The sequence below is a fragment of the Tepidicaulis sp. genome (genome assembly GCF_965222285.1).
Taxonomy (GTDB): domain Bacteria; phylum Pseudomonadota; class Alphaproteobacteria; order Parvibaculales; family Parvibaculaceae; genus Tepidicaulis.
Map to the genome: position 1 here is coordinate 854,428 of NZ_OZ244942.1, position 25,158 is coordinate 879,585.

21 protein-coding genes are annotated in these 25,158 nt (G+C 62.1%); 10 read left to right on the forward strand and 11 right to left on the reverse strand.

The window, feature by feature from the left end; all coding sequences use genetic code 11:
- Positions 1-111 precede the first annotated feature (111 nt).
- Both ACOQOT_RS04030 and ACOQOT_RS04035 read left to right on the forward strand, forming a co-directional pair.
- On the forward strand, positions 112-1,920 hold the full coding sequence (locus tag ACOQOT_RS04030) for a tetratricopeptide repeat protein (protein WP_420561089.1): 1,809 nt from the start codon (positions 112-114) through the stop codon (positions 1,918-1,920).
- Between the two features lie 4 nt (positions 1,921-1,924).
- The gene (locus ACOQOT_RS04035; protein WP_420561090.1) at positions 1,925-2,806 is read left to right on the forward strand and encodes a 4-(cytidine 5'-diphospho)-2-C-methyl-D-erythritol kinase; all 882 of its coding nucleotides are present in this window, start codon (positions 1,925-1,927) and stop codon (positions 2,804-2,806) included.
- Between the two features lie 18 nt (positions 2,807-2,824).
- Here the strand turns inward: ACOQOT_RS04035 and ACOQOT_RS04040 are convergent, their stop codons facing one another.
- Positions 2,825-3,841, reverse strand: a complete 1,017-nt coding sequence (locus ACOQOT_RS04040; RefSeq protein WP_420561091.1) for a polyprenyl synthetase family protein — start codon at positions 3,839-3,841, stop codon at positions 2,825-2,827.
- 180 nt (positions 3,842-4,021) lie between these two features.
- Between ACOQOT_RS04040 and ACOQOT_RS04045 the strand changes: the two genes are divergently transcribed.
- The 8 genes from ACOQOT_RS04045 to ACOQOT_RS04080 all read left to right on the forward strand — a co-directional run bounded on the left by ACOQOT_RS04045 (position 4,022) and on the right by ACOQOT_RS04080 (position 13,370).
- A complete protein-coding gene (locus ACOQOT_RS04045; protein ID WP_420561092.1) occupies positions 4,022-4,240 on the forward strand; it encodes a DUF2007 domain-containing protein in 219 nt (72 codons plus the stop codon).
- Positions 4,240-5,034 (forward strand): tRNA1(Val) (adenine(37)-N6)-methyltransferase, encoded by a 795-nt coding sequence (locus ACOQOT_RS04050; protein WP_420561093.1) that lies wholly within the window; start codon positions 4,240-4,242, stop codon positions 5,032-5,034. Before ACOQOT_RS04045 ends, ACOQOT_RS04050 begins: the two co-directional genes overlap by 1 nt.
- Before the next feature lie 66 nt (positions 5,035-5,100).
- Entirely contained in the window at positions 5,101-6,036 is a 936-nt protein-coding gene (locus ACOQOT_RS04055) for a S49 family peptidase (protein WP_420561094.1), read from the forward strand.
- 43 nt (positions 6,037-6,079) lie between these two features.
- Positions 6,080-6,289 (forward strand): hypothetical protein, encoded by a 210-nt coding sequence (locus ACOQOT_RS04060; protein WP_420561095.1) that lies wholly within the window; start codon positions 6,080-6,082, stop codon positions 6,287-6,289.
- 133 nt (positions 6,290-6,422) lie between these two features.
- Positions 6,423-7,352: a glycine--tRNA ligase subunit alpha gene (locus tag ACOQOT_RS04065; RefSeq protein ID WP_420561096.1), complete on the forward strand. Its 930-nt coding sequence runs from the start codon at positions 6,423-6,425 to the stop codon at positions 7,350-7,352.
- 3 nt (positions 7,353-7,355) lie between these two features.
- Positions 7,356-9,398, forward strand: a complete 2,043-nt coding sequence (gene glyS / locus ACOQOT_RS04070) for a glycine--tRNA ligase subunit beta (RefSeq protein WP_420561097.1) — start codon at positions 7,356-7,358, stop codon at positions 9,396-9,398.
- 155 nt (positions 9,399-9,553) lie between these two features.
- Positions 9,554-12,238, forward strand: coding sequence for a pyruvate, phosphate dikinase (ppdK, locus tag ACOQOT_RS04075; RefSeq protein ID WP_420561098.1), 2,685 nt, complete (start codon positions 9,554-9,556; stop codon positions 12,236-12,238).
- A gap of 412 nt (positions 12,239-12,650) precedes the next feature.
- Positions 12,651-13,370 carry a cell wall hydrolase gene (locus ACOQOT_RS04080; protein ID WP_420561099.1) on the forward strand — a complete coding sequence of 240 codons (720 nt, stop codon included), beginning with the start codon at positions 12,651-12,653 and terminating at the stop codon, positions 13,368-13,370.
- 196 nt (positions 13,371-13,566) lie between these two features.
- Here the strand turns inward: ACOQOT_RS04080 and ACOQOT_RS04085 are convergent, their stop codons facing one another.
- The 10 genes from ACOQOT_RS04085 to ACOQOT_RS04130 all read right to left on the reverse strand — a co-directional run bounded on the left by ACOQOT_RS04085 (position 13,567) and on the right by ACOQOT_RS04130 (position 25,118).
- Entirely contained in the window at positions 13,567-14,376 is an 810-nt protein-coding gene (locus ACOQOT_RS04085; protein WP_420561100.1) for an SDR family oxidoreductase, read from the reverse strand.
- Between the two features lie 107 nt (positions 14,377-14,483).
- Positions 14,484-15,350 carry a carboxylating nicotinate-nucleotide diphosphorylase gene (nadC, locus tag ACOQOT_RS04090; protein WP_420561101.1) on the reverse strand — a complete coding sequence of 289 codons (867 nt, stop codon included), beginning with the start codon at positions 15,348-15,350 and terminating at the stop codon, positions 14,484-14,486.
- The gene (locus tag ACOQOT_RS04095) at positions 15,347-16,906 is read right to left on the reverse strand and encodes an L-aspartate oxidase (RefSeq protein ID WP_420561102.1); all 1,560 of its coding nucleotides are present in this window, start codon (positions 16,904-16,906) and stop codon (positions 15,347-15,349) included. The genes nadC and ACOQOT_RS04095 overlap by 4 nt, the downstream gene beginning before the upstream one ends.
- Before the next feature lie 65 nt (positions 16,907-16,971).
- Positions 16,972-18,090 carry a quinolinate synthase NadA gene (gene nadA / locus ACOQOT_RS04100; RefSeq protein ID WP_420561103.1) on the reverse strand — a complete coding sequence of 373 codons (1,119 nt, stop codon included), beginning with the start codon at positions 18,088-18,090 and terminating at the stop codon, positions 16,972-16,974.
- A gap of 244 nt (positions 18,091-18,334) precedes the next feature.
- Positions 18,335-19,138 (reverse strand): hypothetical protein, encoded by an 804-nt coding sequence (locus ACOQOT_RS04105; protein WP_420561104.1) that lies wholly within the window; start codon positions 19,136-19,138, stop codon positions 18,335-18,337.
- A 355-nt stretch (positions 19,139-19,493) separates the two neighbouring features.
- Positions 19,494-19,976, reverse strand: a complete 483-nt coding sequence (locus tag ACOQOT_RS04110) for an AAC(3)-I family aminoglycoside N-acetyltransferase (RefSeq protein ID WP_420561105.1) — start codon at positions 19,974-19,976, stop codon at positions 19,494-19,496.
- A complete protein-coding gene (locus ACOQOT_RS04115; protein WP_420561106.1) occupies positions 19,973-22,711 on the reverse strand; it encodes a DUF2339 domain-containing protein in 2,739 nt (912 codons plus the stop codon). The genes ACOQOT_RS04110 and ACOQOT_RS04115 overlap by 4 nt, the downstream gene beginning before the upstream one ends.
- Before the next feature lie 152 nt (positions 22,712-22,863).
- On the reverse strand, positions 22,864-23,934 hold the full coding sequence (locus ACOQOT_RS04120) for an NUDIX hydrolase (RefSeq protein WP_420561107.1): 1,071 nt from the start codon (positions 23,932-23,934) through the stop codon (positions 22,864-22,866).
- The gene (locus tag ACOQOT_RS04125) at positions 23,931-24,464 is read right to left on the reverse strand and encodes a tyrosine phosphatase family protein (RefSeq protein ID WP_420561108.1); all 534 of its coding nucleotides are present in this window, start codon (positions 24,462-24,464) and stop codon (positions 23,931-23,933) included. The genes ACOQOT_RS04120 and ACOQOT_RS04125 overlap by 4 nt, the downstream gene beginning before the upstream one ends.
- Positions 24,465-24,530: 66 nt before the next feature.
- The gene (locus tag ACOQOT_RS04130) at positions 24,531-25,118 is read right to left on the reverse strand and encodes a hydrolase (RefSeq protein ID WP_420561906.1); all 588 of its coding nucleotides are present in this window, start codon (positions 25,116-25,118) and stop codon (positions 24,531-24,533) included.
- Positions 25,119-25,158: the final 40 nt, after the last annotated feature.

Consider the following 25,158-nt stretch of genomic DNA (forward strand, 5'->3'; position numbering starts at 1 on the left):
GCGGCGCGGGCATTTCACTATGATGAAAATGCGCGCGCTGCCCGCCCGCGCCCCCGAAACCGGGAGTATTGCCGGGCCGAAGGCCTGAGTTCGCGAAGCCGGAGGAAAAGCGTGGAAGTCCAGTCTTGCAGCGCCAGCCGATCCATGACCGTTAAGGGCGGAGCGGCCAAACGCTCTTTTGCCGCAGCTTTAGCTGTGACGGCGGCGCTGGCGCTTAGCGGCTGCGCGGGGCTGGGCAACTCTTTCGGCCAGTCGGCGCGCAATACCGACACGCCCTTCGGCAATTATCTGGCGGGCCGTTATGCCGGCGCCGAGCGCGATCTCGATGCCGCCTCCAGTTTTCTCGGCAAAGCGATGGAGCAGGACCCCGGCAATTCGGTCTTGATCGAACGCGCCTTTATCGTCGCCATTTCCGCAGGCGATATGGATGAAGCGGCAGCGCTTGCCGAAAAGTCTCTTGAGACGGGCGGGGAAGAGCGTCTTGCCCGCCTCGTCCTCGCGCTCAGCGCACTGAAGTCGGGCGATTATGAGGATGCCGACCGGCATATCCGTGAGGCGACGCCTGGGCCCTTTACTGCTCTGATCGGCACGCTCACCCGCGCCTGGGCCGCGGCGGGGGAAGGGGACGGCGATGCGGCAAACGCTATCCTCGACACATTCAAAGGCCGTCCGGCATTCGAGCTTTTCCGCTCTTATCATGCAGCCCTCATCGCCGAATATTTGGGCAATAAGGAAGAAGCCGAGGCCGCTTACGGCGAGGCCATGTCCGCCTCTGCCGGTGCAAGCTTGCGCGTAGTTGAGGCTTACGGGCGTTTTCTTGAACGCACAGACCGGGCCGATCAGGCCGCCAGTCTTTACCGCGATTATGAAGCGCTCTCGCCGGATCATCCTTTGATGAAAGCCAATTTGGCGCGCATTGCCTCGGGCAAAAAGCCCGAACCGCTTGTGACCCGTCCGGCAGAAGGTGCAGCCGAAGCGCTTTACGGGCTCGGCAGCGCGCTTGCGCAGGAAAGCGGGCTCGATCTTTCCATCGTCTATTTGCAGCTCGGGCTTTATCTGCGCCCCGATTTTGATGTGGCGCGTATTCTGCTCGGCGATATTTACGAGCGCGCGCAGGACTGGGACACTGCCATCGCAACCTATGAAGGCGTGGACAAAGGCTCGCCGCTGCGCCCTAATGCCGATATCCAGATCGCCATTAATTACGACCGCCTCGAGCAGACGGACGAGGCCGAAGAGCGTCTGCGCGATCTGCAAGAACGGATGCCCGGCAGTATCGATCCGGTGGTGGCGCTCGGCGATATTTTCAGGGCGCAGGAACGGTATGCGGAAGCCGCCAAAGAATATACGAAAGCCATCGACATTCTGGGCGAGGTCGGGCCAGAAAACTGGTCGGTGCTCTATGCGCGCGGCGTTTGCTATGAGCGGCTGAAGCGCTGGCCGGAATCGGAAAAGGATTTGAAACGCGCCCTGGTGCTCTCCGACGAGCACCCGCTGGTGCTCAACTATCTCGGCTATTCCTGGGTCGATCAGAAACTCAATCTCGACACAGCCATGGAGATGATCCGCAAGGCCGTCGATCAGCGCCCGCAGGACGGGTTCATCGTCGACAGCCTGGGCTGGGCGCATTACCGGCTCGGCAATTACGAAGAAGCGGTCAAACATCTGGAGCGGGCGGTGGTGTTGCAGCCGGATGATCCGGTGATCAACGATCATCTGGGCGATGCGCTTTGGAAAGTCGGCCGAAAGATCGAGGCGCGCTTCCAGTGGCGCCATGCGCTGGAAATGAAGCCGGAAGAAGACCTCGTGCCGCAGATCGAAGCCAAGATCGAATACGGTCTTGAAGCGGCAGGCGCGCGTCAGCGCGGCGAGGCCGATTTGCCCGAGCCTGCAAACGGGACCGAAGACAAGGGCGCCTGATCTCATGCCCGCTGCTGCGCCTGATCCCGCTGCGATTGAAGAAGCAGCACCTGCCAAGATCAATCTGACACTGGAAATCCTCGGCCGCCGCACGGACGGCTATCACGAGCTTGCAAGCCTTGTGGTCTTTGCAGAGGCGGGCGACCGGCTTTGGGCCGCGCCCAGCGATACTTTGACGCTTGAAGTTGAAGGCTCCTTTGCCGGTAGCCTATCCGATGAAGACAATCTCGTTCTGAAAGCGGCAAAACTGCTGCAGGAAAAAGCGGGCGTGACGGCGGGCGCCGCGCTGAAGCTGGAAAAGAATCTGCCCGTCGCTTCGGGCATAGGCGGCGGCTCGGCGGATGCCGCCGCTACGCTCCGGGCGCTCAACAGGCTTTGGGCGCTGGGGCTCTCCCCGCAAGACCTGGCAGGGATCGGCAAGGAGCTTGGCGCGGATGTGCCGGTCTGCATCGAAAGCCGCAGCGCTTTTATGACCGGTATCGGCGAGCGCCTTTCCCCGGTTGCTTTGCCGGACGGGCTGCATCTTCTGCTCGTCAATTGCGGCACACCGCTTTCAACGGGCAGCGTCTTCAAAGAGCTTGGCGCGGGCGCTTATGACGGACGCGGGCAGGATGCACCGGAACCTTTCGACAATTTCCGCGAATTTGCCGACTGGCTCGCCGAGCATGACAATGATCTGCAGGGCGCTGCGGTTTCTTTGTTGCCGGAACTGGAAGAAGTGCTGGGCGCAATCCGCGTGCAGCCTGGCTGTCACCTTGCCCGCATGTCGGGATCGGGCGCGACATGTTTCGGCCTTTTCGATGATGCGGGCCGGCTTGAAAAAGCGGCAGCGCGCCTTGCCGATGCCCGGCCCAACTGGTGGTGCCGGCCTGCCGCTATTCTTTAAACGGAAAAAACCGCGCGCTTAATGCGCCCGCTCGATGCAGAAATCGATGAGGTCGGAAAGCGCCTGCTTGATGTTCCCGTCCGGGAAGATGCCGAGCGCGTCCTGCGCCATTTCACCGTAATGACGTGCCCGTTTGATCGTGTCTTCGATCGCCCGGTGCTTGGCAAGAAGGCCGAGCGCATGAGGCAGATCTTCTTCGCGCTGATCGCCTTCCTGCAGGCAGCGCTGCCAGAAGGCGCGTTCTTCTTCATCGCCGCGCCGATAGGCGAGCACGATGGGAAGGGTGATTTTGCCTTCGCGGAAATCATCACCGACATTCTTGCCGAGCTTGTCTTTCTCGCCCGAATAATCGAGTGCGTCGTCGATGAGCTGAAAGGCGATGCCGAGATTGCGCCCGTAAGATTCAAGCGCTGCGGCTTCCGCCCCGTCCTTGCCGGAAATCACCGCGCCGATTTCGGCGGCGGCGGCAAAAAGCGCAGCCGTCTTGGCGGCGATGACTTTAAGGTAAGCATCTTCCGTCGTTGCCGTGTTCTTGGCGGCGGCAAGCTGCATCACCTCGCCCTCGGCGATCACGGCAGCGGCGTTTGAGAGAATTTCCAGCGCCCGGAGCGAGCCCGTTTCCACCATCAGCTTGAAGGCGCGCCCGAGCAGGAAATCGCCCACCAGCACCGAGGCCTGGTTGCCCCAAAGGAGCCGGGCGGTCTTGCGCCCGCGGCGCAGATCGCTTTCATCCACCACATCGTCATGCAGCAGCGTCGCCGTATGCATGAACTCGACCGTGGCGGCGAGCTTGATGTGATCGGCGCCCTCATAGCCGCAAAGCTGGGCGGAGGCGAGGGTGAGCATGGGCCGCAGCCGCTTGCCGCCGGAATTGATCAGATGGCTGGCAAGCTCGGGGATCATCGGCACGTCGGATGCCATACGCGCGCGTATGAAATCGTTGACGTTTTCCATGTCTTCGGCCACGAGGGCCTGTAAAGTGGCGACAGCGTTCTGCTTGCCGCGCTCGCCCTCAAGTGGAACCACTATACCCAAGGTAATCCCCAGCTCTTATTTCCGGTTTCTAGGCGTGAAATGCCGATAAACACAGAATAGGCTGCGGGGGACGGTGCGGCAAGTGCGGCGGATGCGCGCTCAACTAGCTGTGAGGCTGAAAAGAAGCCGGATTTGCAGGATGCAGCCGCTTCGCTGAGGCATGAAAGGACCGGATGCCGGATGAAAGAGATTATACGCACCACCGATCCCGTTCTCCTCTCGGCGCTAGATGATGCGCTGCGCCAGGCGGGCATCGAGCCTTTGCAGTTCGATACGCATATGAGCATCGTGGAAGGTTCGCTCGGCGTTCTGCCGCGGCGGATCATGGTGGCGGATGAGGATGAGGCGCAGGCTCTGCGCGTGCTCGAAGCGCTGCGCCGTGAGGCGGAGGGGCGCTGATGGGCGAGGAGGCGCACGCAAAGCCCGCTGCCGGCAGCGATCTCACCGATGATGGCTTTCTCGGCGAGCGGCTGAAAATATTGCAGCCCGCAAAAGGCCATCGCTCCGGCCTCGATGCGGTGATGCTGGCCGCTTCCGTTCCCGCGATCCATGGCGAGCGGGCGCTCGATGTGGGCTGCGGAGCGGGTGTTGCCGCGCTTTGCCTTGCCCGCCGGGTACAGGGGCTTGAGGTGCGCGGCATCGACATTCAAGCGGGTCTTGTCGCCCTTGCCGGTGAAAACGCGGCGCGTAACGGGCTGGAAGAGCGCGCCCGGTTCATCGAGGCGGATGTCGCCGCGCCCCGCGGCGCGCTTTCCGAAAAAGACTGTCCGCCCCATTCCTTCGATCATGTCATGGCCAACCCGCCTTTCTATGCGCCGGGCACCACCTGGACGCCGCCCGATGCGGGTAAATCCACGGCTCATATTGCGGAGGGCGCGGATCTGGCCCTTTGGGTGGATTTTTGCTGCGCCATGGCGCGGCCCAAAGGCACGGTGAGTTTCATCCACCGGGCCGATGCGCTGGGCGGGCTTCTCGGCGCCATCGGCACGAAGCTTGGCGGTCTCGTCATCTATCCGCTCTGGCCGGCGCCGGGAAAAGCGGCGCGGCGGCTTCTCGTGCAAGGCATCAAAGGCTCGCGCGCGCCCCTTGCCATGTTGCCCGGCCTCGTGCTGCATGGAGAGGAGGGCGGTTTCGAGCCGGAGGCAGAAGCCGTGCTCCGCCATGGCGAGGCGCTGGATTTTTCCGTCTCCTGATCGGCACTTGAGCCTGAGGCGAGCCGTCTTACTTATGAAAGAACGCAGAAAAGATTGAGAGCGCAATTGACCGAGAACACCGAGAAAAACGGCGAAGCCAATAACGAAGCCCCCAAGAAGAAGAAAAAGAGCCGCCGCAGAAAGCTGCTCTTTTGGAAAAAGGCCCCGCCGCTTGTCCCCGTTCTGCGTCTCACTGGGCCCATTGGCGCGGTCAGCCCGCTGCGTCAGGGGATGAGCCTTGCGAGCGTCGCCGACACGCTGGAGGCGGCTTTCACCGTCAAAGGCGCGCGCGCGGTCGCTATTCTCATCAACTCGCCCGGCGGCTCGCCCGTGCAATCGGCGCTCATCTATAAGCGCATCCGCGCGCTCGCCAAAGAAAACCACGTCAAAGTCTATGTCTTTGCCGAAGATGTGGCCGCTTCCGGCGGTTATATGATCGCTTGCGCGGGGGATGAGATTTACGCCGATGAAAGCTCGGTCATCGGCTCGATCGGGGTGATCTCCGCCGGCTTCGGCTTCACCGGTCTCATCGAAAAGCTCGGCATCGAGCGGCGCGTGCATACGGCCGGCGAATCGAAAGCCATGCTCGATCCCTTCCAGCCGGAACGCGCCGAAGAAGTTGCCCGCCTCGAGGCGCTGCAGCGCGAGGTGCACGCGCATTTCAAGGCGCTGGTGAAGGAAAGCCGGGGCAAGCGCCTTGCCGAGGAACCGGAGCTTTTCACCGGCGCCTTCTGGGCTGGGGAAAAGGCCAAGGAGCTCGGCCTCATTGATGGGCTCGGCGACCTGCGCTCGGTGATGCGCCATAAATTCGGCAAAAACGTGCAGTTAAAGAAGGTAGGCGGGGCCCGGCCGTGGTGGCGCCGCGCCCAGGGCATCGGCATTGCCCGGAGCCGGGGGGAAGCGGATTTGCCGCAGATTTCCGCGCAAATCTCCGCAACCTGGGCCGAGGATTTGATGGCCGCGTTGGAGGCCCGTTCCCTTTGGTCCCGTTTTGGCCTTTAATGGGGTAGTCCTTTTAAAGGGATGAAGAGACCCGGAGCGTCCAATGAGCGATTTCGTGATGACCGGCATTGCCATGGCAGCGGCGGTCGCAGCCTATAAGATCTGGGACGGCGTCAAAGCCGCGCGCAAGGCCCGCCTCAAGGCGCAGGCCGAGATGCGCCGCCATACCGGCAGCGGCGAGCCGCGCGATCTCGGCCGTCTGACCCGCGCCGAAGACGGCACCTATGTGCCTGAAAAGCGGCCCTCAAGCTAAGCGCCGCACCCCCCTCTCACTGCCTTGACCGCCCGCAGCCCCGCCGCTAACGTGCGCGGGCCTGAGGCGCGGGATTCTGCGCTTTTTTGGCTTTTGGGCGGTTCCGCCCCAGCACGAACGTCAAGAGAGCTTCATGTCAGGTCAAGCCGGCCGCCCGCCCGCGAAGGATGTATCCTTCCAAAACCTCATTCTTACCCTGCAGCGCTATTGGGCCGATTACGGCTGCGTGGTGCTGCAGCCCTATGACGTGGAAATGGGGGCGGGCACGTTTCACCCGGCAACCACGCTGCGCGCGCTCGGGCCGAAGCACTGGAAGGCGGCCTATGTGCAGCCCTCCCGCCGCCCGACCGACGGGCGATACGGGGAAAACCCGAACCGCTTCCAGCACTATTATCAGTTCCAGGTGATCTTGAAGCCGTCGCCCGAAAACATTCAGGAGCTTTACCTGAACTCGCTTTACGAGCTCGGCATCGATCCCAAAAACCACGACATCCGCTTTGTGGAAGATGACTGGGAAAGCCCGACGCTTGGTGCCTGGGGTCTTGGCTGGGAAGTGTGGTGCGACGGGATGGAAGTTTCCCAGTTCACGTATTTTCAGCAGGTCGGCGGTTTCGACTGCAACCCGGTGGCGGGCGAGCTCACCTACGGGCTTGAGCGCCTCGCCATGTATATCCAGGGCGTCGACAACGGCTATGAGCTGAATTTCAACGGCAAGGATGGGGACGAGCGCGTGACCTATGGCGACGTCTTCAAGCAGGCCGAGTTCGAATATTCCCACCACAATTTCAATGCGGCGAACACCGAAATGCTCTTCCGCCATTTCAGCGATGCGGAAGGCGAGTGCATGGCGCTCCTGGAAAACGATCCGCCTTTGCCGCTGCCCGCTTACGACCAATGCATCAAGGCAAGCCATGCCTTCAACCTGCTCGATGCGCGTGGCGTCATTTCCGTGACCGAGCGCCAGGCCTATATCGGCCGGGTGCGCACGCTCGCAAAGGCCTGCTGCACGGCCTATCTCGCGACGCCGCAAGGTGGCGGTATCAAAGTGGAAGAGGAGGCCTGAACCATGCCCGATCTTCTGCTGGAACTTTTCTCCGAAGAAATCCCCGCCCGCATGCAGGAAAAGGTATCGGGCGATTTGAAAAAACTCGTGACCGATGCGCTTGCCGAAAACGATGTCTTCGGCGAAGCCGCTGTTGCTTTTGCCACGCCGCGCCGGCTGACGCTCTCCATTACCGGCCTTCCTGCCGAGCAGCCGGACCGGCGCGAGGAACGCAAAGGCCCGCGCGTCGGCGCGCCGGAAAAGGCGCTCGAAGGGTTTTTGAATTCGGTCGGCCTCAGCCTCGATCAGTGCGAAACGCGCTCCGATAAAAAGGGCGAGTATTACGTTGCCGTGATCGAAAAGAAGGGCCAGCCGCTGCCCGGCCTCATCGGCGACATCGTGCCGCAGATCATCCGCACCTTCCCCTGGCCGAAATCCATGCGCTGGGGCGAGGGGAGCTTGCGCTGGGTGCGCCCGCTTCATTCGATCCTCTGCACCTTCGACGGCGAGGTGGTGCCGTTCGAGGTGGACGGCATCAAGGCGGGCGATACGACCTATGGCCACCGGTTCATGGGCCCTGCGCCCATCAAGGTGAAGCGCTTTGAGGATTACGAGAAAAAGCTGCATGACGCCAAAGTCATGCTCGATCCCGCGCTGCGCGCCCGCACGATCTGGGAAGACGCGAAAAATCTCGCCCATGCCCAGAACCTCGAGCTTGTGGAAGACGAGGCGCTGCTGCGCGAAGTGGCAGGGCTTGTCGAATGGCCGGTCGTGCTGATGGGCAAGATCGACGAGCGCTTCATGGACGTGCCGGGCGAGGTGCTTTCCCTTTCCATGCGCGAGAACCAGAAATATTTCACGCTGAAAAGCGCGGACGGCAAAATGGCCCCGCGCTTCATCCTCGCCTCCAACCTCATCGCCGAAGATGGGGGCGCCGCCATTATCAACGGCAATGAGCGCGTGCTGCGCGCCCGCTTCGCCGATGCCGAATTCCTCTGGCAGGAAGACAAGAAGAAGAGCCTGGAAAAAGATTTCCTGCCGAAGCTGAAAGACGTGGTCTTCCACGCCAAGCTCGGCACGGTGGGTGAAAAGGCGGAACGCGTTTCGAAGCTCGCCGGTGAGCTTTCCGCCTTCATTCCAGGCTGCGATAAGGCGAAGGCCGAAAAGGCGGGCCTGCTCGCCAAAGCCGATCTCGTTTCCGGCATGGTTTATGAGTTCCCGGAACTCCAGGGCCAGATGGGCCGCTATTACGCTCTCGCCGAAGGCCTCGATTCTGGCGTCGCCGATGCCATTGCCGAACACTACCGCCCGGCGGGGCCTGCCGACGATCTGCCTGAAGGTCCGGTCGCTCAGGCCGTGGCACTGGCGGATAAGCTCGATACACTGACGGGGTTTTGGTCGATTGATGAAAAACCCACGGGCTCCAAAGACCCTTATGCGCTGCGCCGCGCGACCTTGGGCATAATTCGCATCGTTCTGGAAAACGATATGCGGTTGCCGCTTCGGCTGGCCGTCAATCTGCCGTCTTGGGGTGATCGGTCGGACGACTTGCCGCCATTCTTCGCCGACCGCCTCAAAGTCCACCTGCGCGAACAAGGCGCACGGCACGACCTCGTCGATGCAGTTTTCGCGCTGGAAGGTCAGGACGATCTCGTTCTCATCGTGAAGCGTGTCGAGGCTCTGGGCGAATTCCTGAAAACCGATGACGGGGCGAACCTGCTGGCCGGCTTCAAGCGCGCGGTGAACATCCTCAAGGCCGAGGAGAAGAAGGACGGGCGCAGCTTCGATGGCGCGGTGAATGCCGGGCTTTTGAAAGAGCCGGAAGAAAAGGCGCTGCACGCCGCCCTCGAAAGCGCCCGCAGCGAGGCGGCAAGGGCCATTGAGGCGGAAGATTTTGCAAATGCCATGTCCGCTCTTGCGAAATTGCGCGCCCCGGTCGATGCCTTCTTCGATAAGGTGACGGTGAACGCGCCGGAGGCGGAGATTCGTGAGAATCGGCTTAACCTTCTCAGCGGTATCCGGGCGGCGACAGGCGCCGTGGCGGATTTCTCGCGGATCGAAGGGTAGGGCGCCTGCCGTATATAACGGGTGTCACCCCGGCTTTTTGCCGGGGTCCAGGGTGGCGATCTTCGGTTCGGGCCCGCGGTGCGCGCGCCCGGCACGGCGGAGAGCCGCCGCGCCAAAGCGTCGAACGTAGAAGCGTTTAAAGACGGACAACGAAAATGGCAGACACGCATAAATGGGTTTACGCATTCGGCGACGGCTCTGCCGAAGGGCATGCGGGTCTGCGCGATCTTCTGGGCGGCAAGGGCGCGAACCTTGCCGAGATGAGCAATCTCGGCCTGCCCGTTCCGCCCGGCTTCACCATCACGACGGAAGTCTGCACCGCCTTTTACGATAATAATCGCCAGTATCCCGAAGGCCTCGAAGCCCAGGCCGAGGCGGCGCTCACCAAAGTGGGCGAGACCGTCGGCGCGCGTTTCGGCGATGCGGCGAACCCGCTTCTTGTTTCCGTGCGTTCCGGCGGGCGCGCCTCCATGCCCGGCATGATGGACACCGTGCTCAATCTCGGTCTCAACGATGAGACGGTGAAGGGCCTTGCGGAAAAAGCCGGCGATGAGCGTTTCGCCTATGACAGCTACCGCCGCTTCATCCAGATGTATTCGGATGTGGTGATGGGGCTCGACCATCATTCCTTCGAAGAGATTCTCGATATCTTCAAGGAAGAAAACGAATATTATCTCGATACGGACCTTTCCGCCGAAGACTGGAAAGAAGTTATCACCCGCTACAAGCGCCTGGTGGAAGAAGAGCTCGAAGAGCCTTTCCCGCAGGATGTGACGGCGCAGCTTTGGGGCGCCATCGGCGCGGTTTTCGGTTCCTGGCAGAATGTGCGCGCGAAAACTTATCGCCGCCTGCATAACATTCCCGATAGCTGGGGCACTGCCGTCAATGTGCAGGCCATGGTTTTCGGCAATATGGGCGCGAAAAGCGCGACGGGCGTTGCCTTCACGCGCAACCCCTCCACCGGCGAAAAGCTGATCTACGGCGAATTCCTCATCAATGCCCAGGGCGAAGATGTGGTGGCCGGCATCCGCACGCCCCAAAGCCTGACGAAAGCGGCGCGCGAGGCGGGCAAGGAAACCAAGCCTTCCATGGAAGAGGCGATGCCGGAAGTTTACGGCGAGCTCAAAGCCGTGTTCGAGCGCTTGGAGGCCCATTACCGGGACATGCAGGACATCGAGTTTACCGTTCAGGAAGGCAAGCTCTGGATGCTGCAGACGCGGAACGGCAAGCGCACCGCGAAAGCTGCCATCAGGATCGCCGTCGATATGGTCAAGGAAGGGCTTATCAGCGAGGAAGAGGCGGTGACCCGCGTCGATGCTTCCTCGCTCGACCAGCTTCTGCACCCGACGCTCGATCCCGACGCCCCGCGCAATATCGTGGCGACGGGCCTGCCCGCCTCGCCGGGCGCGGCGAGCGGCAAGATCGTCTTTTCCTCCGATGAAGCCGCCGACATGAAGTCGCACGGCGAGGACGTCATTCTGGTGCGCATCGAGACGAGCCCGGAAGACATTCACGGCATGCATTCGGCCGCGGGCATTCTGACGACGCGGGGCGGCATGACGAGCCATGCTGCCGTCGTGGCGCGCGGCATGGGCAAACCCTGCGTTTCCGGCGCCGGTTCCCTGCGCATCGATTATGCCCGCGAGACCATGTCCGTCATGGGCGATACGTTCCATAAGGGTGATCTCATCACCATCGACGGCTCGGCCGGGCAGATCATCAAGGGCGCGGTGCCGACACGCCAGCCAGAGCTTTCCGGCGATTTTGCGCAGCTCATGGAATGGGCGGACAAGATCCGCAAGCTCACCGTGCGCACCAATGCCGAAACCCCTCACGATGCCAAGACCGCGCGCAAATTCGGCGCGGAAGGCATCGGTCTGTGCCGCACCGAGCACATGTTCTTCGAGGATGAGCGCATCCTGGCGGTGCGGGAAATGATCGTGGCGGATGATTCCGCCGGCCGTAAAAAAGCGCTCGATAAAATCCTGCCCATGCAGCGGGACGATTTCCGCCAGCTTTTCGAGATCATGAAGGGCCTGCCCGTCACGATCCGCCTGCTTGACCCGCCGCTGCATGAATTCCTCCCCCATACGGAAGAAGAGGTGGAGGAAGTCGCCGCGCAGGCCGGGCTCGATCCGGAAAAACTGAAGCGGCGCCTCGGCCAGCTTTCCGAGTTCAACCCGATGCTCGGCCACCGGGGCTGCCGGCTCGGCGTTTCCCATCCTGAGATTTACGAGATGCAGGCCCGGGCGATTTTCGAAGCCGCGCTCCTTGCCGGGGAGCAGACGGGCGCCCCCGTCGTGCCGGAGGTGATGGTGCCGCTGGTTGCCACGAAAAACGAGCTCGATTTCCTCAAGCCCCGCATCGATGCGGTGGCCGAAGCCGTGATGAAAGAGAAGGGCGCCCGGTTCGATTATTCGGTCGGCACGATGATCGAGCTGCCCCGTGCCGCGCTTCAGGCCGGCAAGATTGCCGAAACCGCCGAGTTCTTCTCCTTCGGCACGAACGATCTCACCCAGACCGCCTTCGGCATCAGCCGGGATGACGCCGCTTCCTTCCTCAACGAGTACCTTACCAACGGTATTCTGGAGCAGGACCCCTTCGTCTCGCTGGACAGGGACGGGGTGGGCGAGCTCATCGCCATCGCCGCCGAGCGCGGGCGGGCTACCCGGCCCGGCATGAAGATGGGGATTTGCGGCGAACATGGCGGCGATCCCGCCTCCATCCGCTTTTGCGCCGATCACGGGCTCGACTATGTCTCCTGCTCGCCTTACCGGGTGCCGATCGCCCGGCTGGCGGCGGCTCAGGCCGCCGTTGCGCAGGTCGAACGGGACGCTTAAGGCCTCTCTCGCCGGTTCTTTTGTCTGCTTACGGACAATAAAACCGGGGCCTTTTGGGTTAGAATCCGGTTTCGCAAAACCTTAAAATTTATGTGGTCATAGGGTCGCATTTTAGCGGATGCGTTAACCTATTGAGTCGCCCCGGCATTGCCCCAAATCAGCCAAAAATCGAACATAATCCTTTGAAATCAATGGGTTATACTGCGTCACATAGGCACATCTTTTGTCTGTTGCCGCCCCAGATTCTTTATGTTACTCGCCCTCATCGACAGTTAGGGGGTCCCCGCCGGGCATCGGCCTTGCAGGGGAAAAGGAAAACCCCGGACGGACGTCTCAGAATGAGATCGCCGCCGGTATGACGCCGAAAAGCGTACCAACGCAGAAGCGCCTATAGACGGAAAGCGGTGAGACGATGCTGAGATTGCTCGACTTCGTGGATTTCAAAAGCTGGGCTGGAAATATTGCTCACACGGGCCTTGGATTGGCCGGGGTGGCGGCGCTTGCCCTTTCTTTTCATGCCGAAGTGCTGACGGGCGGGCCTGCGGGCGCGGCCAATGCAACGGAAGAAGGCGAAGTTCTGGCCTTTTCCGCCGAAGATGCCCCTCTGGCGAGCGATGTTGCCGCCGTGGGCAGCCCCTTGACGTTGGCCAGCCTGTCCTCGGCCCTCAAGGCCGGGCCCGTGACCGATACGAGCATTCGCCGCGCCGCGCATGATTTCGCCAAAGAGCGCAAGTGCCTCGCCACCGGCCTTTATTATGAAGCCCGCGGCGAAAGCTATGCCGGGCGTCTGGCCGTGGCCGAAGTGGTGCTGAACCGCGTCGCCTCCTCCCGTTATCCCAATTCCATCTGCGAAGTGGTCTATCAGGGCTCCGAGCGGCTGACCGGCTGCCAGTTCTCCTTCACCTGCGATGGCATGTCCAAGACGCCGAGCGACAAGCTTGCCTGGCGTAAGGCCCAGCGCACCGCCCAGCACGTGCTGATGGGCATGATCCGCGAGCCGGTGATCGGCGAGGGTGTGACCCATTACCATGCCGATTACGTCAATCCGGTCTGGGCGGGCCAGCTTTACAAGGTCACGAAGATCGGCCGCCACATCTTCTACCGGAACAATGTGGCCGGGACCCGTTCGTAGGGCCGCTGCCTCACGGAAAGAATTCCTGATCTGAAATCGAAAAGCCGGGCATTGATACACCTCAATGCGCCGGCTTTTCTCTTTCGGCAGTCTCTTTCAGGATGACGGGCTGCATGCCTGGGATGCCTTCGGGCATTCCGGTCTCATTGGCCGACCACCCCGAGACAGGGCGGCGGTTCGTCATCCACGCTTTTCCTTACATTTGTTCCAGCAATGCGGCGATGGGGCCGGTCTTGGCAAGCTCATCGCGCGTGCCTTCCGGATCGAGCGCCGAGGCCTTGTCGAGATCGCCGATCTCCTTGGGCACGAACCAGTGCAGCCGCTCCGGCTCATCGTGATAGGAGGCCCAGACGGCTTTTGCGACCTCGATGGGCGGAATGGCGCGGAACATGCCCTCTTTGGGGGCGGCCGCCGCGGTCCCTTCCGGCAGAATGGGCGTGTCGATGAGACCCGGCAGCGTGTCCGCCGCGCGCACCCCGTAAAGGCGCAGCTCGATGGAAAGCGCCTCGGTCAGCCCCTTCACCGCATGTTTCGTTGCCGAATAAACGGCAATGCCCGGCATCCCGTAGGTCGCGGAGGAAGAAGAGGTGGTGAAGCAGAGAGAGTTGGGCGTTGCTTTTAAAAGCGGCAGGGCGGCATGGATGCCGTTCAGCACGCCAATGAAATTCACATTCACCACCGCCATGATGTCTTCATAAGCCATCTGATCGAAAAGCCCGCCGCGCCCGATCCCGGCATTGTTGAACATCAGATCGAGCGTGCCGCCCGTTACCTTTCCGAATTCGGCAAGGGCTGCATCGAAATCCGCCTTGTCCGTCACGTCGAGCGTGCGCGTGAGGCAATTATCCGCGCCAAGCTCTTCCTTCAGCGAGGCAAGGCCTTTCTTGTTCACGTCATAGGCGCCGATGAACCAGCCGCCCTCGGCAAAAAGCTTCGCGGTCTCCCGGCCCATGCCGCTTGCCGCCCCGGTAATGAAAATGGACTTGCGCCCTTTTGCGTCACTCATGACATCTCCCCTTTATATTTATGGGGAGCATCTTAAAGGCCCCCCGCGCCCTGTCGAGGGGCGGGGAGAGCCGGGATAAGTTGACGCAAGGGAATGAGGAAGCGGGCCTAAAGCGCCGTCTCGTAATCGAGGCCGATATCGAGGCAGGGCGCGGAATGGGTGATCCAGCCTGCCGAAATGATATCGACGCCGCTTTCGGCAATGGCGCGCACGCTGTCAAGCGTCACCCGGCCCGAGGCTTCGAGCACGGCGCGCCCGCCCGTCAGCGCCACCGCCTCTTTCAGCTCGGCCGGGCCCATATTGTCGAGCATGATGACTTCCGCGCCTGCCTCCAGCGCTTCTGAAAGCTGCTGAAGCGTGTCCACCTCGATCTCGATCTTCACCATATGGCCGATATGGGCGCGCGCGCTTTTGATGGCGGCAGTAATGCCGCCCGCCGCGGCAATGTGATTGTCCTTGATCAGCACCCCGTCATCGAGGCCGAACCGGTGGTTGGCCCCGCCGCCGCAACGCACCGCATATTTTTCGAAGGCGCGCAGATTGGGCGTCGTCTTGCGCGTGCAGCAGATGCGCGCGCCCGTGCCTTCCACCGCCCGCACCATGGCGCGCGTCGTCGTGGCAATGCCCGAAAGATGGCCGAGGAAATTCAGCGCCACGCGCTCGCCCGTCAGGATCGAGCGGGCCTTGCCCTCGATCGCCATGATCGTGTCGCCGGGCTGAACATCCGAGCCGTCCGGCTTTTGCACCGCGCAGCGCAGCCCCGCATCGACGAGGCGGAAGGCGGTGCGCGCCGCATCGAGACCGGCAATCGTGCCGGCCTGGCGCGCGCGCATGACGACCATGGCCTGCGCACTCGCGGGCACCGTCGCCTCCGTCGTGATGTCGCCGGCCCGGCCGAGATCTTCCAGAAGCGCAGCTTTCACCGCTCCTTCGATCAGGAGCTGCGGCAAGGGGTCGATAGGGCGGGCACTCATGCCTTGGTTCCTTCTTGTGCGGGCATAGGATCGTGAGACGGGGTGAGATAAAGCAGACTGCGATGCGCCCAGCCGGGCCGTGTCTCGGGAAAATCGCTGCGGTAATGGCCGCCCCGGCTTTCCTCGCGGGCAAGCGCGGCGCGCGTCATGAGATGGGCGGCAATCGCCGGGTTCTCAAAGGCGCTGAGCGTGCGGGCAGGTCCTGCCGCCTCATCGCGCAACACCTCGATCAGCTCCAGCGCTTGGCTAAGACCGCCCGCCTCGCGCACCACGCCAACCTTGGCGCTCATGCGCCGGCGCAGGCGCTGAAGGAGCGGCAGATGCGCGTTTTCGGGCGCTGCCATTTCCGCTTCCCGTGCGCGAAGGGCGGGGGAGGGAAGCTGCGCATTCATAATGTCTTCGGCAACGCGCGCGCCGAAGACCACTGCTTCCAAAAGCGAGTTGGAGGCAAGCCGGTTCGCCCCATGCGCGCCGGTGGAGGCAACCTCTCCGCAGGCCCAAAGCCCGGCAAGGGAGCTGCGCCCCTCTGCATCCGTGCGCACGCCGCCCATGTGATAATGCGCGGCCGGGGCAACGGGAATGGGCTCACGCACCGGGTCGATGCCGAGCGCCTGGCAATGGGCATAGACGGTGGGAAAGGCCGTCGGGAATGTCGCCCCCACGGCTGCCCGCGCATCGAGAAAGATTTTTTCCCCGCGCGTGATGCGCGCGCCGATGGCCCTTGCCACTTGATCGCGCGGGGCAAGCTCGTCGGTAAAGCGCTGCCCCGCCGCATCGGTCAGCACCGCGCCTGCCCCGCGCAAGGCTTCGGTCACAAGCGGGGCGGGGTCTTTCTCCGCGGCAATCGCGGTCGGATGAAACTGCACGAATTCCGGATCGGCGATTTCCGCGCCCGCCCGCGCCGCCATGGCAAGGCCCTGGCCGCGCGCTTCCGCCGGGTTGGTGGTCACGGCATAAAGCGCGCCGGTGCCCCCGGTGGCAAGCACCGTGGCCCGCGCGAGGAAAGAGACGCGCTTGCCGCTCACCAGCGCATGAACGCCTGAGATCCGCCCGCCCGCGGAAATGAGTTCATAGGCTTCGGCATGTTCGATGATGCGGATGGACGGGGCGGCGCGCACGGCGGCGATCAGCGCTTCCATGATCGCCTTGCCCGCCTTGTCGCCTTCCACATGGACGATGCGCGCCTGGCTGTGCGCCGCTTCCAGGCCCACGGCGAGCTTGCCTTCAAGGTCCCGGTCGAAGGGCACGCCGAGCTGCAGAAGATCGGCAATGCGCGCCGGGGCCTCGCGGGCCAGAAGCTGGGCGATGGCGGGATCGACGAGCCCGGCGCCCGCCGCCACCGTGTCGGCGGCATGGGCCTCTGCCGTGTCGCCTTCATGAATGGCCGCGGCAATCCCCCCTTGCGCCCAGGCGGAGGAGGCGCCATTGCCGATGGGCGCAGCCGCCAGCACCGTCACGCGCAAGGGCGCGAGCTTCAGTGCCGTGAAAAGCCCGGCAAGCCCGCCGCCCGCGATCAGCACATCGCCGGCATCTGAAATTTCAGGAAGTGCGGCCACGCGCGTGCCCCGCTTTTTCGCGTCTTTAAGAGCCTCCGCTTGAGAGGCCCTTAAAGTGCGCCCGCTCAGACGGGCAGATTGATCATCCGCTCGACGGCGGCCCGCGCCCGTGCGGCCAAAGCCGGATCGACCGTCACTTCCTCATGCATGTAAACCAGCGCATCGAGAATGTTCGGCAGCGTGATCCGCTTCATATGCGGGCACAGATTGCAGGGGCGCACGAATTCCACCTCCGGCGTCTCCGCGGCCACATTGTCGCTCATCGAGCATTCGGTCACCATCACCACTTTCTTCGGCTTGTTGACCTTCACCCAATTGATCATGGCGGAGGTGGAGCCGGAGAAATCGGCTTCCTTCACCACATCCGGCGGGCATTCCGGGTGCGCGATGATGACGATGGACGGATCGTCCTCGCGGTAGGCGCGCAGCTCTTCCGGCGTGAAGCGCTCATGCACTTCGCAGGAGCCGGCATATGTGTGGATCTTCACATTGGTCTGGGCGGCCACATTCATGGCGAGATACTGGTCCGGGATCATGATGACCTCCGGCACGCCGAGGCTTTCGACCACCTGCACCGCGTTGGAGGAGGTGCAGCAAATGTCGCTTTCCGCTTTCACTTCTGCCGTCGTGTTGACGTAGGTGACGACGGGCACGCCCGGATATTTCGCTTTCAGCGCGCGCACATCCGCGCCCGTAATCCCTTCGGCAAGCGAGCAGCCCGCCCGGCTGTCGGGAATGAGCACGGTCTTTTCCGGGCTCAGGATTTTCGAGGTCTCGGCCATGAAATGCACGCCGCACTGGACGATGACGTCCGCTTCCGCGCGCGCGGCTTCTTTGGCGAGATGCAGCGAGTCGCCCATAATGTCGCCGACGCAGTGGAAGATTTCCGGCGTCATGTAGTTATGGGCGAGCAGCACGGCGTTCCGCTCTTTTTTCAGCTCGTTGATCGCCTTCACATAAGGCGCATAGACCGGCCATTCGACGGCGGGGATGACATGTTTCACCCGCTCATAATAAGGCGCCATTTCTCTCGCCACTTCCGGCGTATATTCCAGATCGGGCATGGGAAGCGGCTTGAAACGGGGATTGCGGGGCGGCGTCGCCTCTTTTCCTTCTAGCGCTTGTTTGGCCGGCGCTTTCGCTGCCGGGGTTTCGCCGGACCGTTTATCCAGAACCAGGGCCATCGCTGCCTCCTTATACTCACTTTGAGTATAAATAATCGCTCAAAAAATACCGGTCGGGGCCGGCCGAGGGGCTTATGCTACGTTTGAGCATTAGCCGCGTCAAGCGAGATATGATGTTTTAATGACGCGGGATCAAGGGGGTGGTGAGCATACCAGCTTGATTTAAGGGGGGGCTCTTTCGACACCGTGCGAGTCGGCAGATCCACATCCCTTATATATAAGCGTATGGTCGCTTAAACAGTGACTATTCTTGGAATTCAATCTTCGCTGTAAGTTCGGTCATCGCGTAGTGAACAAATTGCTTTCCTAGCTCAGTCAACTCATAGGGATCTGCTCTGTCAAAAGCTGATTTTGCCACACTTGACGCTTGGCCGCGATTGGTGCGTTTTGGTTGTTGCCGCAAGAAGTTCCCATGATAGTCCGTCGGGCGATGTTGTCTTATGACTCCCCCGGTGCTGAGGTCCCTCACAAGTAACTTAAAGAGGTCTGCATCGGCAGAGTCTTCTCTGACTGCAGGCCTTCCAAGATTGCTCCATATCTCGCCCCGCGTAACGCCGGGTTGCCGGTAGATTTCACCTATTACTTGGAAATGAAAATCAGAATAGAGATTTATCCAGTCCAAAAATAGACGAACAACGTCATCTGAACTGGTATGCGCCGCAGCCGCATTGGCTAGAACATTTCTAACGCGTTGACGCTTGTACTCTGTATCCACCGACGCCCAGTTGCGAAAAACCTTCTTTAAGAGAGCTTGATATTCCTCAGATTCAATGCGTTGCTGAATAGCATGATCTTGCATGTCCAAGCGGGCAACCACTTCAGCTATGGTTTTTCCCTTTTCTCTTAATTCGTCTTCAAGCATCTGTATCCATTGCTGGAGTACTCTGACTACATCTTCTTGTTCGCTTTCGGACCAGTAGCTTGCGCCGGCAGACAATAAGCCACCAACGAACGGAATAGCGCCGCCCAACGCGTTCATCGCTGCTCGAGCGGCTTTCTTGTTAGAATTAGGCTCCAGTGTGTTTCTGTTGTCTTCGTTCGAAGTCATGTAGCGATATCTTTGATGTTTTTGCAGCTACACAACTAATACGCCTGGCTGGGGAGGTTCGTACTTTTTGAGTGCGGCGTACGAAAAACTTCCTCTGCAAGGTGCTCCTGAAGGATCCGTCCATTCACAAAGTGCTTCACCGTAACTATTGTTGCCAATGTAGATCATTTTCTTTGTGCTGGTTTTGTGTTGAACTTCGTCACCTTCTGTGAATCCGTGATCGGACAATTTAACCTCCCTAAATCTATAAAGCTCATAGGGATGTTATAAGATTGCTGCTGTATGGGAAACTAGATATTTTAAACGATCGGCTGGTCGTGGTTGATCTGCAGAATATCAATTCGTATAAAGATTTTTATTGAGAGTAATTCTCATAAACTTCTATATCAAAATGCAGCACCTCTTCCCGCACGCCTAACTTCGTATAAAGAGCAATGGCGGCATCATCGCCGTAATCGGCCTGAACGAAGATGACGTGGGCGCCACGGGCGCGGGCGAGGGGTTTCAGGGCTTCGATGAGGGCGGTGGCGATGCCTTCCCGGCGGCGGGCCGCATCGACGGCGAGATCGTAGATATAGACCTCACTGCGTTCTCGTTCGAATTTCGGCAATACATAAGCGGCAAGACCGCCGATAATTTTTTCTGGCGCGTCTTTGTCGAGCGCGGCAAGGGCGATGAAGTTTTTGTCGTTCAGCAGTTCTTCCCGGTAAGCTCTGCCCGGCATGGCGGCGGTATAGGTTCCCTGTTCCTCGAAAACGTCGCCGAAAAGACGCAGCCAGTTTTCAAAGCGCGTGGCCTCATTGGGGCCTAACTGATGAAGGGTGAAGCTGCCGCTCATCGCACTTCCTCGCCGCCGCCTTCCTCGCCCTCATCTCCCGCACCGTCAGGCCCCGCTTTAAACACCACGCGCTGATAGAAGAGGCCGAGGCCGATCAGGGCGAGGCCGAGGCCGATGAAGGAGAGGGCGCGCAGCGCGCCGCCGAGATTGGACATATCGAAGAGGAAGACCTTCACCACCACAAGGCCGATAAGGCCGAGCGAGGCAAGGCGCAGCGCCTGTGTCTTAAGGCGCATCCCGGCGGCAAGAAGCCCCGCCCCGAAAAGGAGCCAGGCGAGCGAGTAGGTGTAATTCTCGGTCTCCCCCGCCGGCCCCCGCAGCACCGCGCCGTGGAATGCCTGGCGGATTTCGAGCGAGTAATACGCAAAGAGCATGAGAAGCGCATAAGCCCCGAGGAACCGCAGCTCCAGCTGCCGCATTTGTCCTTCCGGCTGTTTCGCCGCTTCATAAGCGCCGTAAAGCGCAAGCAGCGCAGGCAGAAGGTAAGCGGCAAGCAGCGTGTCGAGCGGGAACTGCCCGGCAAGCGCGTCCCCCGTCAAAAGCGGGTTATGGCCGATAAGCGCCACCATCAGGCTTTGCGCGAGGGTAAGATAGCGCAGGCCCTTCAGCCCTTTGGAAAGAAGCCCAAGCCTGCCGCCGCTCTGCAGCTTTGCGAGTACGAGGCTCATGGCCAGCCAGCTTGTGGTCAGCAGCCCGTGCTGGAGAAGATCGAAGGGCCGGGAAAAGAGCACGCCGTCTGAGAGATAATGATTGATCTCCAGCGAGGCGAGGACGACGGCGAGAAGCGCCGCGCCCGCCTCGAAAAATTCCTTCTCCCGCTCCGCGCCCGCTTTCGCGAAAAGCCGCGCCGCGCCCCAGAAGGCGAGCACCGGCACGCCGTAAAGATAGGCGAGGAGATTGAGAACCGGCGCGGTGCCGATGTCATAGGAAAGCAGCTCAGGGTTGAGCGTGAGGCGCACCGTCACCGCCGCCCCGAGCGCAAGCGCCAGCGGTCCTAAAAACGGGACGGGCAGTTTCAGGCGCACGAAGCTTGTGCCGAGCGCGAGGAGCGCCAGCGCAATGGTGAGCCAGCCTTCCTCGAAGATGATGGCAACGGCCAGGGTAAGCGCGGCGAGCGTTGCCGTCGCAAAGGCGGCGGCGGGGATTTGTGCTGTGGGGCTTTCGGGCGCGGAGGCAAGCTGAGCTGCGAGCCGCCGCGTGCCTTCCGCGTAAATCAGCCCGAGGCCGATGGCCAGCGCCCCCCAGGAAAGGTCCGGGGTGAGCCCCGTCATCCGCCAGAAGAGAAGGAAGAAAGCGGTGATCGGCACGGCGGCGGCAAGTCCCGCCCAAAGGCGCGCGCGCCGCCCCGTCAGAATTTGCAGATAGCCGAACCCGCCATAAAGCGCCATGAGCGCGGCCCCGGCGAGCGCAAAGCCCAGCGTTTCTTCCGGCAGGAGCGGGCGGGCCAGCGCCGCGCCGAAATCATCCCCCGCGCCCGCAAGCTGCCAGCTTGCCAGCACCGCCAGCGCGGGCAGGGCGGCGGCCGCGGCAAGCAGCGCCGCGCTTTCTCTTCTGTAAATGAGCGCGAAGGTCATCGCCACATAAAGGCTGAACGCCGTGAGCGAGGCCGCCCCGTGCCCGTCCGCCCAGACCGTCAGGAGGAGGAGCAGCCCCGTCAGCGCGCCTGAGGGGAGAAGCAGGCTCAGCGCATTTTTCGCTTCCTCTTCCTGTGCACCGCGCCCGGCCCAGTAAGCGGCTGTGCCATGGAGGAGAAGAAGATGCGCGCCGATGATGATGGCATCGCCCTTCCCGTAAGATGTGGCGAGCCAGATCAGCGGCCAGAGCGCGCTTGCCAGAAGTGTGAGGTGAGAAAGCCAGCGCCAGCCCCGCAGCTCCGCCGTGCTCAGCGCCGTGGCGAGCACGAAGGTGAGATAGAGGAAAAGGAGTTCGGGGGCGGGGTCATCCGAGCCGATCAGCGCCGGGGTGAGCACCGCGCCCAGAAGGCCGATCAGGCCGAGATAACTCACATGCACCGCCGAAAGCAGAAGCGCGGCCACCGAGAGCGCGGCAAGCGCCAGGAAGGCGGCGGGCGGCGGCAGGAAGCCGTAAAGCGCATAGGCGGCATAGACCGTTCCATATCCCGCGATGAGCCCCGCCGCCGTCAGGATCGGGGGAATGGCGACGGCTTTTTCCGGGGTGAGGCGCGTCAGGGAGGGCACGCGGCGGCTGGCTTCCCCTGCGGCCAGAAGCGCGGCGGCGAAAAGCGCCCCGAAGAAGACCCGCGCGCCGGGGCCGAAATAGCCCTGCTCGACGGAATAGCGCACGAGGAAGATGCCCCCCAGCGCCAGCGCCAGCCCGCCGACCCAGACCGCCCAGCGCGTGCCGAGCGCTTGCTCGATGCCGCCGCCGGATTTTCTTTTGCGCGGCGCTTCTGCGGCCTGCGCCGGGCGCCCGCCGCGCGGCACGCCCCAGCCGGGGGCGGCGGGTCGCTGCGGGATTTCTTGTTCGGGTTCCGGCTCAGGCTCAGGCTCCGGCTCCGGCTCCGGCTCCGGTGCGGCTTCAGGCGCAGTTTCAGTTTCAGGGGTGGGGGCGGGCGCCGCCCCTTGCAGCGCGGCGCGCAGGGCGGTGATTTCCGCAAAGGCTTCTTCCGCCCGCCTATGGGCCGCCGCCGCCCGTTTATCGGCGCTGCGGGCCATAACGATGGCGACGATGACGGGGCCGAACAGCACCGTCAAAACCAAGAGCACGTATTCCATCAGATCCCCTCTGCGCTTCTCCCGCGCGCGTCTGCTTTCCGCCCGTTCAGCCTGAAAGCTCCATGACACTAATGGCAGAAGCATAACCCGGCCAGCAAAAGCGGGGATAAACCGGACGGCCTAGAGGGGAGGCACGAGAGGATTGGCCGCGATTACACCCGGTTGTTTACCCGGCTGCGGGAGGGGGCGAGTTTCAGCCCCGGCGCCGGGCGCTCGTTCAGGATTTCACGGCGAAAGCGGAACTGTTCCGCCGGCCGCCCGCCGGTGCGCGTGGTGATGCGCCCGGTGCGCTCCACAAGGCCAGCTTTTTCCACCAGGCGGCGGAAGTTTTGTTTATGCACATGCAGGCCGAGCAGCGCTTCGGTCATTTGCTGCAGCTCGAACAGCGTGAAGGTTTCCGGCATCAGCTCGAAAATCACCGGGCGGTATTTCAGCTTCGCGCGCACCCGTCCCATGGCGGTGGCGAGAATGCGCCGGTGATCGAACTGCATCGCCCGGCCAAGCTGCGGGGTCAAACCGTCCGGTTTACGCGCCTGCGGGCGCCCGTCTCTATAGGCTTCGATGACGAGGCCGGAGCTGTAAAGCAGCTCGTAGCGCTCCAGCACTTTTTCCTCATCCCACGCCACCCCGTCGATGCCGAAGCAGAGCCGCAGCCTATCAAGCCGCCGCCCGCGCTCGATTTCCTCCGCGCTCGATCCGCCGGTTTGCGCCGCCCATTCGCGCAGAAGCGGCACCAGCACCTTGTCGATGATGGCCGGCTTGCCCTCGCGCCAATCCTCCCAGGGGAAATACTGATACCAGGGCGACCATTTCGCGCCCGACATCTCCGCGTTCTGCCCGCGGGTGAGCGCCAGATAACCGACCGAGACCACATGATCGGCGCTTGGGTCTTCTTCGGCCGCATGCCGGCCCCGGTCGCCAAAGGTATAAAGCTGCTCGACATAGCCGAGCCGGAGCCGCGTTTGTTCTTCCACCCAGGCGCGCAGGCCCTGTTCGAGCGTGCGGTGGGAGAGGGGATCGAACGGCCCGAAAGGCAGCGTGTCGCCCGGCGCGGCCTCGCTCCCGTCTTCGCCCGTTTCTTTGTCATGCGGCACGGTGAGGATTTGCGGCGCGTTCTCCACCACCGAGACAATGGCGGCGTTCAGCCCGATGGTGATGCGTTTCAGCGGCCCCGCGCTTTCGCCTATCGCGGCTTGTGGCTGCTGCGCCTTTTTGCGGTTCATGTCTCCCCCTTCAGGAGGGGGCGGATGGGAAGCTCGACAAGGCAGCCTTCATACGTGTCGAGCGCCGGGCCCATGGCGTCCACAGCTTCGACCATGCGCCCGCGCCGGCGCATCAAATCATCGGCGATTTCCACCATCAGCTTATTGGGTTTGGCATGAGCGATCTTCTCGCGCACGAAGGCTGCCAGCGCCATTTCCTCAAGCTCGGGATTGTGCAGGCAGAGCGTGATAAAAGCCGCCGCCGTCGAGCGGCTGATGCCTGCCCAGCAATGAACGAGCAAAGGCTCGCGCAAATCCCAATCGCCGAGAAAGTCGATCAGCTCCTGCACATGCGCTTCATTGGGCGCGGTCAGAAAATCGATATGGGAATCGATGTCGTTGACCCCGACCCGCAGATGCCGCGCCGGCTCGAACCCCGCCGGGGTCTCGATCATGGTTTCAGGATCGAGCAGGCTGACAATCCGCTGCGGTGAAACGTCACGAATGGCGTTTTCAAGGGCGCTGAGGGGACTGACATAAAGCCTGGGCATGGCTGGTTTCGGTTCCTGTTTTTATCGGGCACCCGGATCAAGATGGCCCCGTGATTCTACACGATATTAACGCGCTTTTGTGGCGCCCGCTTCCCGTTCCATCCGGGCGAGCAATTTTTCGAACCGGCTGAGGAACACCTGCTGCGCCTCTTTCGGCGGCAGCGGGGTGATCGTGACCGGCAGGATGCCGCGCGGGCGGGTGAAGATCTGCGCCGCTTCCGGCTCTGCAAAACCGGCAAGCTGCACCGCCTCGAAATAGGCCGAGGCCCGGTCGGCGCGCTTGATCACCGCCTCGATGCTTTGCGGCACCTGCGCGGGCAGGCCATAGCGCAGATGGATCGCCGCCTCGAGCTTGTGTTCGAAGGCTTTATAATCCATGCCGAGCGCCGCTTTAAAGGGGCTGATCATATCGCCCACCACATATTCGGGCGCATCGTGCAGAAGCGCGGTGAGCCGCCATTTCGCCGGCCAGCCGGGGCGCAGGCTCCGGCAAATATCTTCCACCAGCACGCAGTGCTCGGCCACGGAAAAGGCATGATCACCCAGCGTCTGTCCGTTCCAGCGGGCGACGCGGGCAAGCCCATGGGCAATATCCTCGATCTCGATATCGAAGGGGGAGGGGTCGAGCAGATCGAGCCGCCGCCCGGAAAGCATGCGCTGCCAGGCGCGCGGCGCGGTCTCCTTGCCGCTTTTC